Below are 13613 nucleotides of genomic sequence, written 5' to 3'. Positions count from 1 at the left end.
GCCCCTCATGGTCTGCCGGTCGGCGCCTGCTCGGACGGGCACGTAGTGTGCCGGGCGCCGGGCAGCGTCTCGGTGATCCAGGCCCGGTTCACGGCCACGCGGGCGTCACCGACGGCCCACAGTCCGGCGTTGTCCCGGCCCCGGCCGATCCCGACGAGCACGTGCTGCCCCTTGCGCGGGGCGGGCCTGGCCCCCTTGTCGAGGACGAAGGTGACCTCGGCCGCTGCGTGGGCGGGCTTGTAGGAGCGGTCCACGCTCAGCACGATCCGGGTCCAGGGGCTGTCGGGCTGCGGCTCCGCCCTGGCCACGGTGCCCTCCACGACCAGCCGGTAGCAGGCCAGGACCGGTACGGGGTCGGCGGGCCGGCCTTCGTCCCCGGAGACCGCGGCCGGGGTGTTCTGCGCGCCCCTGGCCGCGCCTTTCGCACGGTCGGCGGAGCCCCCGCTCATCGATCCGTCCCCGGCGGAGTGCGTGACGAGCCAGCCGAACCCCGCGGCCGTCGCGAACGCGGCGCCGGCCGCGAGCGTCCCGAGGGCGATCCGCAGGGCCCGGCGCGGGCCGGAGGGACGGCCCGGACGCGGCGGGCGGGCGGGGCGTGCCGGACCGACAGGACGGGTGAGACTGCGCGGCCGGGGGGCGGTTCGCCCGGTCCCCCCGGTTCCCCCCGCTCCCCCGGACTTCCCGGCGGACGGCCTCCCGGCGGACGGCGACGCCCCGCGAGAGCCCGGAGCCCCGTCCGGCTCCTGCCCCTTCGCGCCCTGGCTTCCTGCTTCCTCCCGTCCCGCGTCCCGCTCCGCTGCCTCCGGCCCCCCTGCCTGCTGCTCCTCCGCTTCCTGCCCTGCCGTTGCGGGCCCGGGCTGCGCCTCCCCGGTCAGTGCCTCCGCGAGCCAGGTCAGCTGCTCGCGCAGCACCGCCACGTCCGCCTCGGCCGACCGGTGTGCGGCCAGGAAGGCGGTGTCCCGGCGGGCCTCCTGCGGCAGCGCGTCGCCCGTGATCGCGGCCAGCAGCGCGTCCATGCCGCCGTACTCCCCGGCCTCCTCACGGCCCCCGGCGCCCGCCGGGCCCTCGTGCTGGGCGGTCATGTCACACCACCTCGTCCTCGTGCAGCCTCTCGCGCAGCGCGCGGACCGCCGTGTGCAGCCTGCTCTTGACCGTGCCCTCGGGAACGCCCAGCTCCTCGGCGATCGCGCGCACCGGCAGGTCGGCGAAGAAACGCAGGATCACCACCTGGCGCTGGGCGTCGGGCAGCTCGTCCAGCCCCTGGGCGACGGCGAGGGAGAGCAGGCTGGTCTCCTCGCCGGAGGGGTGCGCGGGCTCGCGCAGCGACGCCAGCCGCTCGCCCAGCCGCTCCTGGCGCCGCTTGGCCCGGTGCCAGTCCATGGCCAGGTTGGAGGCGACCACCGCCGCCCAGGCCGACACGTCCCGCGGCGCCTCGCGGCCGCTCGCGGCTCGCTCCAGCAGCCGCAGGCGGACCTGCTGCACCCCGTCCAGCAGGTCCGCCTGCGGCACCCCGCCGAGCGCGAGCACCGCCCGCACCCGGCGTTCCTGGGCCGCGTCGAGCGGGTCCTCGCCGGTGCGGTCGGCACCGGCGTACGCCCTCCGGTCACGGCGCGCCCCTCCACGCAGCACAAGCCACCCCCTCCTGCGTCCGCCCCTACGACGCCGGAGGGGGCGGAAACGTTCGGACGGGGTCAGAGGTGTACGTCACACCCGGTGTGCCCGGGGTCCGCACGGGCAGGGGCGGGACAGCACAGCTTCCGGCGCGCGGCCCCGGGCGGGGGAACATCTCCAGCCCCGGCGGGCGACGGACGGAGGTACGGAACCGTCCGCCGGGTGATCGTGTCCCACTCCTCGGGCACGCGTCGCAAACAATTGGACAGGTGGACCAGGGTCGGCCGCATGATGGAAAAGCCCCGGTCAGGAAAGCAACACACAGAGGGAGTCGTCGTGAGGGTCGGAATCGTCGGAGCCACCGGTCAGGTCGGCACGGTCATGCGCAGGATCCTCGCGGAGCGGAACTTCCCGGTCACCGAGCTGCGCCTGTTCGCCTCGGCCCGCTCGGCCGGCACGGTGCTGGACGGCGTGACGGTCGAGGACGCGACGAGCGCCGACTACACGGGCCTGGACATCGTGCTCTTCTCCGCGGGCGGCGCGACCTCCCGGGCGCTGGCCGAGAAGGTCGCCGCCCAGGGTGCCGTCGTCATCGACAACTCCTCGGCCTGGCGCAAGGACCCCGAGGTCCCGCTGGTGGTCTCCGAGGTGAACCCGCACGCGATCGCCGACCGCCCCAAGGGCATCATCGCCAACCCGAACTGCACCACCATGGCCGCGATGCCGGTGCTGCGGCCGCTGCACGAGGAGGCGGGCCTCGAAGCGCTGGTCGTCGCCACCTACCAGGCGGTGTCCGGCTCCGGTCTGGCGGGCGTGGCCGAGCTGCACGGCCAGGCGCAGAAGGTGGTCGCCGACGCGGACCGGCTGACCCACGACGGCGGCGCGGTGGAATTCCCCGAGCCGCAGGTCTACAAGCGGCCGATCGCCTTCAACGTGCTCCCGCTGGCGGGCTCGATCGTCGACGACGGTCTCCACGAGACCGACGAGGAGCAGAAGCTGCGCAACGAGTCCCGCAAGATCCTGGAGATCCCGGACCTGAAGGTCTCCGGCACCTGCGTGCGCGTGCCCGTCTTCTCCGGCCACTCCCTCCAGGTCAACGCCCGCTTCGCCCGCCCGATCTCCCCGGAGCGCGCGACCGAGCTGCTCGCGAAGGCCCCGGGTGTCGTCCTGTCCGACATCCCCACGCCCCTCCAGGCGGCCGGCCAGGACCCGTCGTACGTCGGCCGCATCCGCCGCGACGAGACCGTGGACAACGGCCTGGCCCTGTTCGTCTCCAACGACAACCTCCGCAAGGGCGCCGCGCTGAACGCGGTCCAGATCGCGGAGCTGGTGGCGGCCGAGCTGTCGGCGAAGTAGGGCACGGCACGACGCGGTGAACCCTGCGAAACAGGGCGCCGCGGGGCATGACGGACAGGGGCGGGTCCTCGGTTCTTCCCGAAGGGGCGGTCACACGCGTGACCGCCCCTTCCTCTGATCGGCTCGGCCGCCCCGCCCCTCGGGGCCGGTGTGGCGGCGCGGGGCGCGGACGGAGGTGGTGAGGGGGTTCGCTCGGGTGCCGGCGGGGACGCCGGGCGGACGCCTGGGGACATCGCTTTCCCCGCGGATCCCATGGAAGGATGGCGCAACCGACACATAACGAGGAGATGACCGCGTGCCTGGCACAAACCTGACTCGCGAAGAGGCACAGCAGCGGGCGAAGCTGCTCACCGTTGACTCGTACGAGATCGATCTCGACCTCTCCGGCGCGCAGGAGGGCGGTACCTACCGGTCCGTGACCACGGTGCGCTTCGACGTCGCCGAAACCGGCGCGACGTCCTTCATCGACCTCGTGGCCCCGGCGGTCCACGAGGTGACGCTCAACGGGGACGCGCTGGATGCGTCCGAGGTCTTCGAGGACTCCCGGATCGCGCTGCCCGGCCTGCTGGAGGGGCGCAACGTCCTCAGGGTCGTCGCCGACTGCGCCTACACCAACACCGGCGAGGGCCTGCACCGCTTCGTGGACCCGGTCGACGACCAGGCCTACCTGTACACCCAGTTCGAGGTGCCGGACGCCCGCCGCGTCTTCGCCTCCTTCGAGCAGCCGGACCTGAAGGCGACCTTCCAGTTCACGGTGAAGGCCCCCGAGGGCTGGACCGTCATCTCCAACTCTCCGACGCCGGAGCCGAAGGACAACGTGTGGTCCTTCGCGCCGACGCCGCGCATCTCGTCGTACATCACGGCGCTGATCGTCGGCCCGTACCACTCCGTGCACAGCGTGTACGAGAAGGACGGCCAGAGCGTGCCGCTCGGCATCTACTGCCGGCCCTCGCTCGCCGAGTTCCTGGACTCGGACGCGATCTTCCAGGTGACCCGGCAGGGCTTCGACTGGTTCCAGGAGAAGTTCGACTTCGCCTACCCGTTCGAGAAGTACGACCAGCTCTTCGTGCCGGAGTTCAACGCGGGCGCGATGGAGAACGCGGGCGCGGTGACCATCCGTGACCAGTACGTCTTCCGGTCCAAGGTGACGGACGCGTCGTACGAGGTGCGCGCGGAGACGATCCTGCACGAGCTGGCCCACATGTGGTTCGGCGACCTGGTCACCATGGAGTGGTGGAACGACCTGTGGCTGAACGAGTCGTTCGCCACCTACACCTCCATCGCCTGCCAGGCCTCCGCGCCCGGCTCGCGGTGGCCGCACTCGTGGACCACGTTCGCGAACTCGATGAAGACCTGGGCGTACCGCCAGGACCAGCTGCCGTCCACGCACCCGATCATGGCCGACATCCGCGACCTGGACGACGTGCTGGTCAACTTCGACGGCATCACCTACGCCAAGGGCGCGAGCGTGCTCAAGCAGCTCGTCGCCTACGTCGGCGAGGACGAGTTCTTCAAGGGCGTGCAGGCCTACTTCAAGCGGCACGCGTTCGGCAACACGCGCCTGTCCGACCTGCTGGGCGCCCTGGAGGAGACCTCGGGGCGCGACCTGAAGACCTGGTCGGCGAAGTGGCTGGAGACGGCCGGCATCAACATCCTGCGCCCCGAGGTCGCCACCGACGCCGACGGCGTCATCACCTCCTTCGCCGTCCGCCAGGAGGCCCCGGCCCTGCCCACCGGCGCCAAGGGCGAGCCGGTGCTGCGCCCGCACCGCATCGCGATCGGCCTGTACGACCTCCAGGCGGACGGCGGCAGGCTGGTGCGCACCGAGCGGATCGAGCTGGACGTCGACGGCCCGCTGACCGCGGTGCCGCAGCTGACCGGCAAGCGCCGCCCGGCCGTCATCCTGCTCAACGACGACGACCTCTCCTACGCCAAGGTCCGCCTGGACGAGGAGTCGCTGAAGGTCGTCACCGACCACCTCGGCGACTTCGAGGCGTCCCTGCCGCGTGCCCTGTGCTGGGCGTCCGCCTGGGACATGACCCGCGACGGCGAGCTGGCCACCCGCGACTACCTGTCGCTGGTGCTGTCCGGTGTCGGCAAGGAGTCGGACATCGGCGTGGTGCAGTCGCTGCAGCGGCAGGCGAAGCTGGCGATCGACCTCTACGCCGACCCGGCCGCCCGCGAGGCCCTGCTGACCCGCTGGACCGACGCCACGCTGGCCCACCTGCGGTCGGCCGAGCCGGGCAGCGACCACCAGCTGTCCTGGGCCCGGGCGTTCGCGGCGACCGCACGCACCCCCGAGCAGCTGGACCTGCTGGAGGGCCTGCTGGACGGCACGCACACCGTCGAGGGTCTGGCCGTCGACACCGACCTGCGCTGGGCGTTCGTCGAGCGGCTCGCGGCGGTCGGCCGGTTCGACGAGGCGGAGATCGCGGGTGAGTACGAGCGGGACAGGACGGCCGCCGGCGAGCGCCACGCGGCCACCGCCCGGGCGGCCCGCCCGACGGCCGAGGCCAAGGCGGAGGCGTGGGCGTCGGTCATCGAGTCCGACAAGCTCCCGAACGCCGTCCAGGAGGCGGTGATCGGCGGCTTCGTCCAGACGGACCAGCGTGAGCTGCTGGCGTCGTACACGGACAAGTACTTCGAGGTCCTCAAGGACGTCTGGGACTCCCGTTCGCACGAGATCGCCCAGCAGATCGCGATCGGCCTGTACCCGTCGGTCCAGGTCTTCGAGGAGACCCTGGCGAAGACGGACACCTGGCTGTCCGCGGCCGAGCCGAACGCGGCCCTGCGCCGCCTGGTCTCGGAGTCCCGCTCGGGCGTCGAGCGGGCCCTGAAGGCCCAGGCGGCGGACGCGGCGGCCGCGTAGCCGTTCGTACGCAGATGAAGGGCGCCCGGCACCGAGCCGGGCGCCCTTCCGCTCTCCAGGGCCATGTCCGGATCCCGCCGGTCCGCGGCCCGGCGGCGCGCCACGCTGGCTGCATGACGACCTACACCGCACGCCCCCTGACGCCCCTGACGCTCAAGGAACTGCGCACCCGCGACGACGCGGGCCGCCCCATGGCCCCCTTCACCGACGACGAGGGCGGCGCACCCCTGCGCTGCTGCCTGCGCCGCAGCGAGCCGGGCGAGCGGATCGCCCTGGTCTCGTACGCGCCCCTGCGCCGCTGGGCGGCCGGGACGGGCGCCGACCCGGGGGCCTACGACGAGCAGGGCCCCGTCTTCGTCCACGCCGACGACTGCGCCGGTCCGGACACCGACGCCCTGCCCTTCGCGAACGCCCACCGCACGCTGCGCCGCTACTCCGCCGACGGCCGCATCCTCGGCGGCCGCCTGGTCGAGGACGGCACCGCCTTCGAACCGGCCTTCGCCGAGGCGTTCACCGACCCGGAGGTGGCACTCGTACACGTGAGGGCGGTGGAGTACGGCTGCTTCCTGTACGAGGTGCGGCGGCCGTGAGGCCGCGGCCCATCCGTCGACATGATGGTCATGCCCGCCCATATGCAGCAGCTGCGTTACGAGATGCGGATCGGATGACCGTGCCCACCACCGACACCGGCGCCGAGGACCGGCGGTCACTGCACGAGCGGATCGCGGCCGACCTGCGCGACGAAATCATGAGCGGCGACCTGGCCCCGGGCGCCGGCCTGCCCTCCACGGCTCGGCTCAAGGCGAGATTCGACGCGTCACTGAGCCTGCCCAGCGACCCTCCGGTACTCCGTACGCTGCGTGTGGTCTACAGCGACGACGATCGCCCCGTCGAAGCCACGGTCATGGTCAAGGCGGGCCATCTCTACGAGCTTCAGTACGAGTTCACATCCGAGTGACCACTGGCTGCGGCCGTGTCCCGCAGGGCCTGGAGCACCCGGGACACCGCCCGTCCGGTCTCCCCGCCCTTCCTCACCGCCGCCACCACGTGCCGGACCGGCCGGTCGTCCCCCAGTTCCCGCATGACCACGCCGTCGCGGCGGGCCGCCGCCGTCCGCGGGACCAGGGCGACGCCCATGCCCGCCTCCACCATGGCCAGGATCGCGGTCCAGCCGGAGGCCGAGTGGCCCTGGTGGGGGCTGAAGCCGGCGGCCTCGCAGGCGCGGCGGGTGATGTCGGACCAGGGGCCGCTGCCGCCGAAGATCCAGGGCTCGGCGGCGAGGTCGGTGAGCCGTAGGGCGGGGGCCGAGGCCAGGGGGTGGTCCGGGGGCAGGGCGATGTCCAGAGGGTCGGCAAGGAGGGGAGAGCGGGTGAAGCGGGGGTCGGCCGCGCTCGGCGCCTCGGCGGCGAGGGAGAGGGCGAGGTCGACCTCGCCCGCGGCCAGCAGGTCGTACGCCTCGGCGGCCTCGGCCTCGCGGACCCGTACGGTCACTCCCGGGTGGCTCGCCCGCAGAGCGCGTACGGCCGGTACGACGAGGGCGGGCACCGCCGTGGAGAAGGCGCCGACCCGCACCTCGCCGGCCTCGCCCTGCGTGTAGGCCGTGAGCGCCGCGTCGGCGCGCTCCAGTTGCTCGAAGACGGCTTCCGCGTGCCGCAGCACGAGCCGGGCCGCGTCGGTGAGCCGTACCCGGCGGCCGTGGGCCTCCAGGAGGGGTACGCCGAGCTGCCGGGCGAGGTTGGTGAGCTGCTGGGAGACCGCCGAGGGGGTCATGTGCAGGGCCTCGGCCGTAGCGGTGACGGTGCCCCGCTCGCGCAGGGTGCGCAGGATCTGCAGTTTCCTCAGGTCCCACTCGGCCATGACGGCACGGTACACGTCCGTCCGCGGCACACCGCCGCGACCGTTCGCAGAGGTGCCCGGCCGCGCGCCGTCATCACGGCGCCGTCACCGGCGGGACCCCGCGCCCAGCGTAATCCCGCCCAGGATCAGTGCCATGCACAGGAGTTGGGGCCCGGTGGTGGCTTCGCCGAGGAGGGCCCAGGAGAGCAGGGCCACGCAGACCGGCTGGAGGTAGTAGACGATGCCGGCGCGGGCGGCGCCGATCAGGGCGATGGCCTTGCTCCAGGCGAAGAAGGCGACCGCGGAGGAGGCCACGCCGACGTACAGGAGGGGCAGGACCGTGCCGGGGGCGGGGCGGAAGCCGCCCTGGACGGCGAGGCTCACGGCCTGTGGGGGCAGCAGGAGGACGGTGCCGACGAGGAACGTCGTGAACAGGAAGGCGGTGCCGTCGATCTCGGCGGGCCTGCGGCGCAGCAGGGCGCTGTAGCCGGCGAAGCTGCAGCACGCCGCGATCATCCACAGGTCACCGGCGCCGAAGCGCGCCCCGCCGCCGACGAGCAGCACCACGCCCGCGCAGGCCGTCAGCAGCCCGGTGGTCCGCCGCGCTCCGAGCCGTACGCCGCCCAGTCGCTCGAACACCGCCATCAGGACCGGCGCGGCGGCCATGATCATGCCCATGGTGGCGGCGGGGGTCGTGAGTCCCGCCTGGTTGACGAGGGTGTTGTAGACGGCGACGCCGAGCAGGGAGGCCAGCAGGACGTGGCGGAAGTGGCGCCGTATCGGCTTCCGCTGCCGCCAGGCCTGCCGGGCACCGAAGGGTGCGACGGCGGCCAGCGCGATCACCCAGCGCCAGAAGGCGTGCTGCACGGGTGGGACGCTGTCGTGCAGCGCGCGCGAGACGACGAAGCTGCCGGACCAGACGACCGTGGCGAGGGCGGCGAGGGCGAGGCCGAGCACGGGGGCGGCGGCCTTGCGGGGGCGGGTGACGGGGGTGGCGGTCAGGTGCGGGACTGTGGCCACAGAGATCCTTTCGGTGATCGGTGTGCGCCTACCGTCGCAGCGGCCGACCTGTCAGGTCCATCGAATCTTTTCGACCGTTCACTTCAGTGGAACTGAACAATTCAGGCCTGAACGGTGGACGCACGCCCGCACGCCTGCCGACGCTCCCGCCCCTGCCCCGCTGCCCGGCCAGCGTCGCCCCGAAGGCCAGCGCCATGCCCGCCGTCTGCACCGGCGTCAGCGCCTGCCCGAGGGCCGCCCAACCGACGACGGCCGCGGTCAGCGGGGAGAGCGGGCCGAGGAAACCGGCCTGGGAGGCGGTGAGCCGGCCGATGCCGCGGAACCAGAGCCAGTAGGCGACCGCCGTGTTGGCCAGCGCGAGGTAGAGGTATCCGCCGACCGCGCGGCCGTCGAGCGCGGGCGGCGCGCCCTCGGCCAGGAACGCGACCGGGGCGATGAGCAGACCGCCCGCGGTGAGCTGCCAGGCGGTCAGCGCGAGCGGGCCGACGCCGTCCGGCCGGCCCCACCGCTTGGTCAGCACGGTCCCGGCCGCCATGGACGCGGTGGAGGCGACGGATGCGAGGACCCCGATCGCGTCGAGGGCGCCGGCTCCCCGCAGGACGACGAGGCTGACGCCGAACGCGGCCACGGCCCCGGTGACCAGCGTGCGCGCCGCGGGCCGCTGCCCGAGCAGCAGCGCCGAGAGGCCTACGACGAACAGGGGCCCCAGCGAGCCGACGGCGGCGGCCGTCCCGCCGGGCAGCCGGTACGCCGCCAAGAACAACAGCGGGAAGAAGGCGCCGATGTTCAGCGCGCCCAGCACCGCCGCCTTCCCCCACCAGGCGCCGCGCGGCAGCACCCGGGTGAGGGCGAGCAGCAGCAGGCCGGCGGGCAACGCCCGCATCAGGCCGGTGAACAGGGGGCGGTCGGGCGGCAGGAACTGGGTGGTGACCGCGTAGGTGGTGCCCCAGGAGACGGGGGCGAGGGCGGTGAGCAGGACGGTTGCGGGTCGTTTCATGACCGGGTCCCTTCGGTTTCGGCGGAGGCGGCGCCCGCGCCGGGCCGGACGAGAGAGGCGGGCCGGACGGCAGGGGCGGCCCGAACAGCAAGGGCGGGCCGAACGGCGGAGGCGGGCTGGGCGACAGAGGCGGGCTGGGCAGCAGGGACGGGTCGGGCGGCAGCGGCGGGTCGGGCGGCAGGGGCGGGCGGCGCGGCAGGGGCGGCGCCACCGTGGGTCACGGTCACCGGAAGGGGCCGTACCGCCTCCTCCGGCAGGCGGCGCTCCGCCCGGATCAGCAGGACGGCGGCCACCGCCGAGGTGAGGACGAGCACGGCCCACGGCGCCCGGCCGTCGACCGCGAGCAGGGCCGTGAACAGCGACGGAGCCACCGCCTTCGCCAGCGACCAGGACATCTGGTACGCCGCCAGGTACCGTCCGCGCACCGCCTCGGGCGCCGCCGCCACGGCGAGCACCTGGGCGGCGGGGCTGTGGATCAGCTCGCCGAGGGTGTAGACGACGACCACGCCGACCAGGGCACCGCCCAGGACCGTGTCCGAGGCCGGCCGCAGGGTGCCGAGGACGATCTGCGCGGCGAAGGAGGCCGCGAACAGGCCTGCGCCCATCGCCGCCGCCCGGGTGCGCCGGGCGCCGGTCCGCCTCACCCGCGCGCCGACGGCGACACCGGCCAGCGCGCAGAGCACGGTGTTGAGGGTGAAGGCGGCGCCGCTGAGCGCGGCGGGTCCGTGCAGCCACTCCACGACGAACAGCGGGAAGAGGACCGAGAGGGCCGAATAGCTCAGCGCGTTCAGGAAGTTGGCGCCGGTGACGACCAGGAAGGGGCGGTCGGCGAGGACGAGCCGGTAACCGGCGCCCGCACGAGGCGCATCCGGGTCCCCGTCGGTGGCGCGCACCGGCTTCAGCGGACGCAACAGCAGCGCGGCCAGCGCGAAGGAGAGGGCGTTGCCCCAGGCCGCGTAGGTGTAGGCGGTGCCTCCCGCGGCCGCGATGACCAGCGTGGCCAGCAGCGCGCCCGCGCCGTTTCCGGCGTTCTGCAGCGCACGCGTCGACGCCTGCAGCCGGTCCCGGCCGGCACCGCGCGCCACCTCGCCGATCAGGGACTGCTGCGCGGCCGGGAAGGCCCGGTCGGCGGCGGCCGTGACCAGGGCGACGAGCGTGAAGGCGGCGAGGGAGTGGGCGAAGGGGTAGAGGGCGAAGCCGACGACCCGGACGCCGTAGAGCAGGTACTGCACGCGCTTGGCTCCGTACCGGTCCACCGCCGCCCCGGCGAGCGGGAGCGCGCCGATGCCCATGAGGCCGGTGACGGTGAGCACGGCGCCCACGACGGTGAAGGACAGTCCGGTGACGTAGTGGAAGAACACCAGGGTGAACGGGATGTACATGCCGGTGCCGACGCCGTTGACGGCGGCGGCGACGGGCAGGGCCCACTCCCCCGGTATGCGCCCCTCCTTCCGGCGCCCGCGCCCTGCGCCCTCCCGGCCCTCGCCCTCCCGGCTCTTTCTCTTCACGATGCCGACCCCCTTGAAGTGACTTGATGGAAAGTAGCTTAGCGCTAAGCAACTTTTTGGCAAGCTACTTTCTTGCGGGCGACCGTCCACCGGGCGATACTCGGCGCATGAAGGAAGGCCGGCAGCAGCACAGGGACCCCGTCGACGCGATCATCGGCCAGTGGGCGGCCGAGCGGCCCGACCTCGACACGAAGGCGATGGAGGTCTTCGGGCGGATCTACCGCCTCTCGCGCGCCATGGGCGACCGCGTGGAGAAGGCCTACGCCGCCTACGGCATCTCGCGCGGCGAGTTCGACGTGCTGTCGGCCCTGCGCCGCTCCGGCGAGCCGTACACCCTCTCCCCGCGCCAGCTCTCGGCGACGCTGATGCTCACCACCGGCGGCATGACCGGCCGCCTCGACAAGCTGGAGCGCGCGGGCCTGCTGCGCCGCTCCCCCGACCCCCACGACCGCCGCGGCCTCCAGGTGACGCTGACCGAGAAGGGGTTCGGCGTCGTCGACCGGGCGGTCGGCGCGGGCCTCGCCGTCCAGACGGAGGCCCTGTCCTCCCTCGACGACGAACAGACCGGCCAACTGGCCGGTCTGCTCAGGGAGTTGCTGACAGGGACGGAACGGGCGGAACACTAGCCCCGCCCGGACACCCGGCCGCACATCTCGGGAACGCAGCTGCCCACCCGGACGCGCAGCCGCACCGCCCGGACACGCATCTGTCCCCGGGCACACAGCCGCACCGTCGGGCGGGCGGCCGCACCGCCTAGACGCCCGGCCGCACCGCCCGGCCGCCGACGTGTGCGGTCACCGCCGTCTCGATGCGTGCGGTGTCCGCGGTGTCCGCCGCCCAGGCCACGTATCCGTCGGGGCGCACCAGCACGGTCGTACGGCGCTCGCCCGCCCAGCGCGCCACGGCGAGCCGCTCTGCGCGTCCGCCCTCGTAGGGCTCCGGGGTGATCAGGACGAACCGGCCGCCGCGCAGGGCCTCGTAGAGGCGGCCGCCGCCGGCCAGGGCCACGTCCGGGACGCGGGTGCCGGTGAGACGGTGGGCGCCGCGGGGTGCGGGGTAGCGGTAGCCGATGCCGGTGACCTGGCCGACGGCCTTGCGGCGGGCCGGTCCCACGGCACCGAGGAAGGCCGTCAGCGCGGCGCGGGCCGCCAGCGTCCAGGGACGTTTGGCCATGGCGAGGCGGACGATGCCGCCGCTGCTGCGCAGCACCGACCTGCCGACCGGGTGCCGCTCGGCCTGGTAGCTGTCGAGAAGGTCCGGGTCCGCGTGGCCGTGGACGGCCGCGGCGAGCTTCCAGCCGAGGTTGGCGGCGTCCTGCAGCCCGGTGTTCATGCCCTGGCCGCCCGCCGGGGTGTGCACGTGCGCGGCGTCCCCGGCGAGGAAGACCCGGCCGACCCGGTAGGCGGGCGCCTGACGCTCGTCGCTGTGGAAGCGGGACATCCAGCGGGCGTCGTGCATCCCGAAGTCCCGGCCGAGCGCGAGGCGGGTGATCTCCTGGACCTCCGCGAGGCCGAGCGGCTCCCGGTCGGGGACGTTGCGGCCGCGGTGCCAGCCGATCACCCGGTAGTAGCCGTCGCCGAAGGGCGCGAGGAAGGCGAAGGCGTCGCCGACGGCGTTGACGGTGAGCAGGTTCGGGGGCTTCTCGGCGAGCCGCACGTCGGCGAGGACGACGGAGCGGATCACCGACCTGCCGGGGAACGGCAGGCCGATCGCTTCCCGCACGGCGCTGCGCATGCCGTCGGTGCCCACCACGTAGTCGGCCCGCAGGCTCTCCGTGCGGCCTTCGGGTCCGCGGGCCTGCACGGTCACGCCGTCCGCGTCCTGGGCCAGACCGGTCACCTCGGTCTCGTACCGGAAGTCGGCGCCCGCCTCGACCGCACGCCGCTCCAGCGCCTTCTCCACCTCGTACTGCGGGAGGACGAGGAGGTGGTTGAAGCGGGAGGGGAGGGTGCCGAGGTCAAGGGTGAGCCGCCCGAAGAGCCGGAGCCGGTCGAGAGGCCGGCCGGCGGCCTCCAGGTCGTCGGCGAGTCCTCGGGCGTCGAGCTGTTCGAGGGTGCGGGCGTGCAGGACGAAGGCGCGGGAGAGGTTGCTGATCCCGTGCGGGCGCTTTTCGAGGACGGTGACCGGGACGCCGGCGGCGGCGAGGTCACCGGCGAGCAGGAGGCCGGTGGGGCCGGAGCCGACGACGAGGACGCGCCGGGCGGGGCCGGCGCCGCCAGTGGGGCCGGGGCCGGTGGTGGGGCCGGGGCCGGTGGTGGGGCCGGTGGTGGGGCCGGGGCCGGTGGTGGGGCCGGTGGTGGGGCCGGTGGTGTCATTGGTGCTGGTGTTTCCAGTGGTGCCGTTCATGGAGGCCTCCTGGGGTGCCAACGCTCGTGGGCCATCTGCTGTTGACCAACTGCCGTTGACCAACCGTTGG

The 13613-nt window shown here is 73.8% G+C and carries 12 protein-coding genes; 5 read left to right on the top strand and 7 right to left on the bottom strand.

The features are described 5' to 3' along the window. Positions 1-5 precede the first annotated feature (5 nt). Both ACFZCP_RS31775 and ACFZCP_RS31770 read right to left on the bottom strand, forming a co-directional pair. A complete protein-coding gene (locus tag ACFZCP_RS31775) occupies positions 6-1082 on the bottom strand; it encodes a hypothetical protein (protein ID WP_391433762.1) in 1077 nt (358 codons plus the stop codon). Between the two features lies 1 nt (position 1083). Then, positions 1084-1629: a sigma-70 family RNA polymerase sigma factor gene (locus ACFZCP_RS31770; protein ID WP_391433759.1), complete on the bottom strand. Its 546-nt coding sequence runs from the start codon at positions 1627-1629 to the stop codon at positions 1084-1086. A 318-nt stretch (positions 1630-1947) separates the two neighbouring features. On the opposite strand from ACFZCP_RS31770, the gene ACFZCP_RS31765 reads away from it, so the two are divergent. From ACFZCP_RS31765 to ACFZCP_RS31750, 4 genes are all read left to right on the top strand, one after another. Next, positions 1948-2967 (top strand): aspartate-semialdehyde dehydrogenase, encoded by a 1020-nt coding sequence (locus ACFZCP_RS31765; RefSeq protein ID WP_362691676.1) that lies wholly within the window; start codon positions 1948-1950, stop codon positions 2965-2967. A 295-nt stretch (positions 2968-3262) separates the two neighbouring features. Beyond that, complete coding sequence (pepN, locus tag ACFZCP_RS31760; RefSeq protein ID WP_391433752.1) at positions 3263-5836, top strand: aminopeptidase N; 2574 nt, start codon at positions 3263-3265, stop codon at positions 5834-5836. 113 nt (positions 5837-5949) lie between these two features. After that, positions 5950-6426, top strand: coding sequence for a DUF1203 domain-containing protein (locus ACFZCP_RS31755; protein ID WP_391433749.1), 477 nt, complete (start codon positions 5950-5952; stop codon positions 6424-6426). A gap of 74 nt (positions 6427-6500) precedes the next feature. Then, on the top strand, positions 6501-6794 hold the full coding sequence (locus tag ACFZCP_RS31750; RefSeq protein ID WP_391433746.1) for a hypothetical protein: 294 nt from the start codon (positions 6501-6503) through the stop codon (positions 6792-6794). Here the strand turns inward: ACFZCP_RS31750 and ACFZCP_RS31745 are convergent. The 4 genes from ACFZCP_RS31745 to ACFZCP_RS31730 form a co-directional block, all read right to left on the bottom strand. Beyond that, positions 6770-7693: a LysR substrate-binding domain-containing protein gene (locus ACFZCP_RS31745; protein WP_391433743.1), complete on the bottom strand. Its 924-nt coding sequence runs from the start codon at positions 7691-7693 to the stop codon at positions 6770-6772. The genes ACFZCP_RS31750 and ACFZCP_RS31745 overlap by 25 nt on opposite strands. Positions 7694-7777: 84 nt before the next feature. Next, positions 7778-8692, bottom strand: coding sequence for an EamA family transporter (locus tag ACFZCP_RS31740; protein ID WP_391433740.1), 915 nt, complete (start codon positions 8690-8692; stop codon positions 7778-7780). Positions 8693-8720: 28 nt separating this feature from the next. After that, positions 8721-9689 carry an EamA family transporter gene (locus tag ACFZCP_RS31735; protein WP_391433737.1) on the bottom strand — a complete coding sequence of 323 codons (969 nt, stop codon included), beginning with the start codon at positions 9687-9689 and terminating at the stop codon, positions 8721-8723. Beyond that, positions 9686-11197, bottom strand: a complete 1512-nt coding sequence (locus ACFZCP_RS31730) for an MFS transporter (RefSeq protein WP_391433734.1) — start codon at positions 11195-11197, stop codon at positions 9686-9688. The genes ACFZCP_RS31735 and ACFZCP_RS31730 overlap by 4 nt, the downstream gene beginning before the upstream one ends. Positions 11198-11304: 107 nt before the next feature. Here ACFZCP_RS31730 and ACFZCP_RS31725 point away from each other — a divergent pair, with 107 nt between their 5' ends. After that, entirely contained in the window at positions 11305-11823 is a 519-nt protein-coding gene (locus ACFZCP_RS31725) for a MarR family transcriptional regulator (RefSeq protein WP_391433730.1), read from the top strand. A gap of 127 nt (positions 11824-11950) precedes the next feature. On the opposite strand, the gene ACFZCP_RS31720 is transcribed toward ACFZCP_RS31725, so the two are convergent. Further along, positions 11951-13543, bottom strand: coding sequence for an FAD-dependent monooxygenase (locus tag ACFZCP_RS31720; RefSeq protein WP_391433727.1), 1593 nt, complete (start codon positions 13541-13543; stop codon positions 11951-11953). Positions 13544-13613 lie beyond the last annotated feature (70 nt).

Origin of the sequence: Streptomyces sp. NPDC007971 (assembly GCF_042958635.1) — a bacterium.
Classification (GTDB): domain Bacteria; phylum Actinomycetota; class Actinomycetes; order Streptomycetales; family Streptomycetaceae; genus Streptomyces.
This window is presented reverse-complemented; position numbering and strand designations above follow the sequence as displayed.

Bases quoted from the DNA above. Each gene is read 5' to 3' on its own strand.
- ACFZCP_RS31755 (WP_391433749.1), top strand. From the start codon at position 5,950: ATGACGACCTACACCGCACGCCCCCTGACGCCCCTGACGCTCAAGGAA.
- ACFZCP_RS31725 (WP_391433730.1), top strand. From the start codon at position 11,305: ATGAAGGAAGGCCGGCAGCAGCACAGGGACCCCGTCGACGCGATCATC.
- ACFZCP_RS31745 (WP_391433743.1), bottom strand. From the start codon at position 7,693: ATGGCCGAGTGGGACCTGAGGAAACTGCAGATCCTGCGCACCCTGCGC.
- ACFZCP_RS31775 (WP_391433762.1), bottom strand. From the start codon at position 1,082: ATGACCGCCCAGCACGAGGGCCCGGCGGGCGCCGGGGGCCGTGAGGAG.
- ACFZCP_RS31720 (WP_391433727.1), bottom strand. From the start codon at position 13,543: ATGAACGGCACCACTGGAAACACCAGCACCAATGACACCACCGGCCCC.
- ACFZCP_RS31750 (WP_391433746.1), top strand. From the start codon at position 6,501: ATGACCGTGCCCACCACCGACACCGGCGCCGAGGACCGGCGGTCACTG.
- ACFZCP_RS31735 (WP_391433737.1), bottom strand. From the start codon at position 9,689: ATGAAACGACCCGCAACCGTCCTGCTCACCGCCCTCGCCCCCGTCTCC.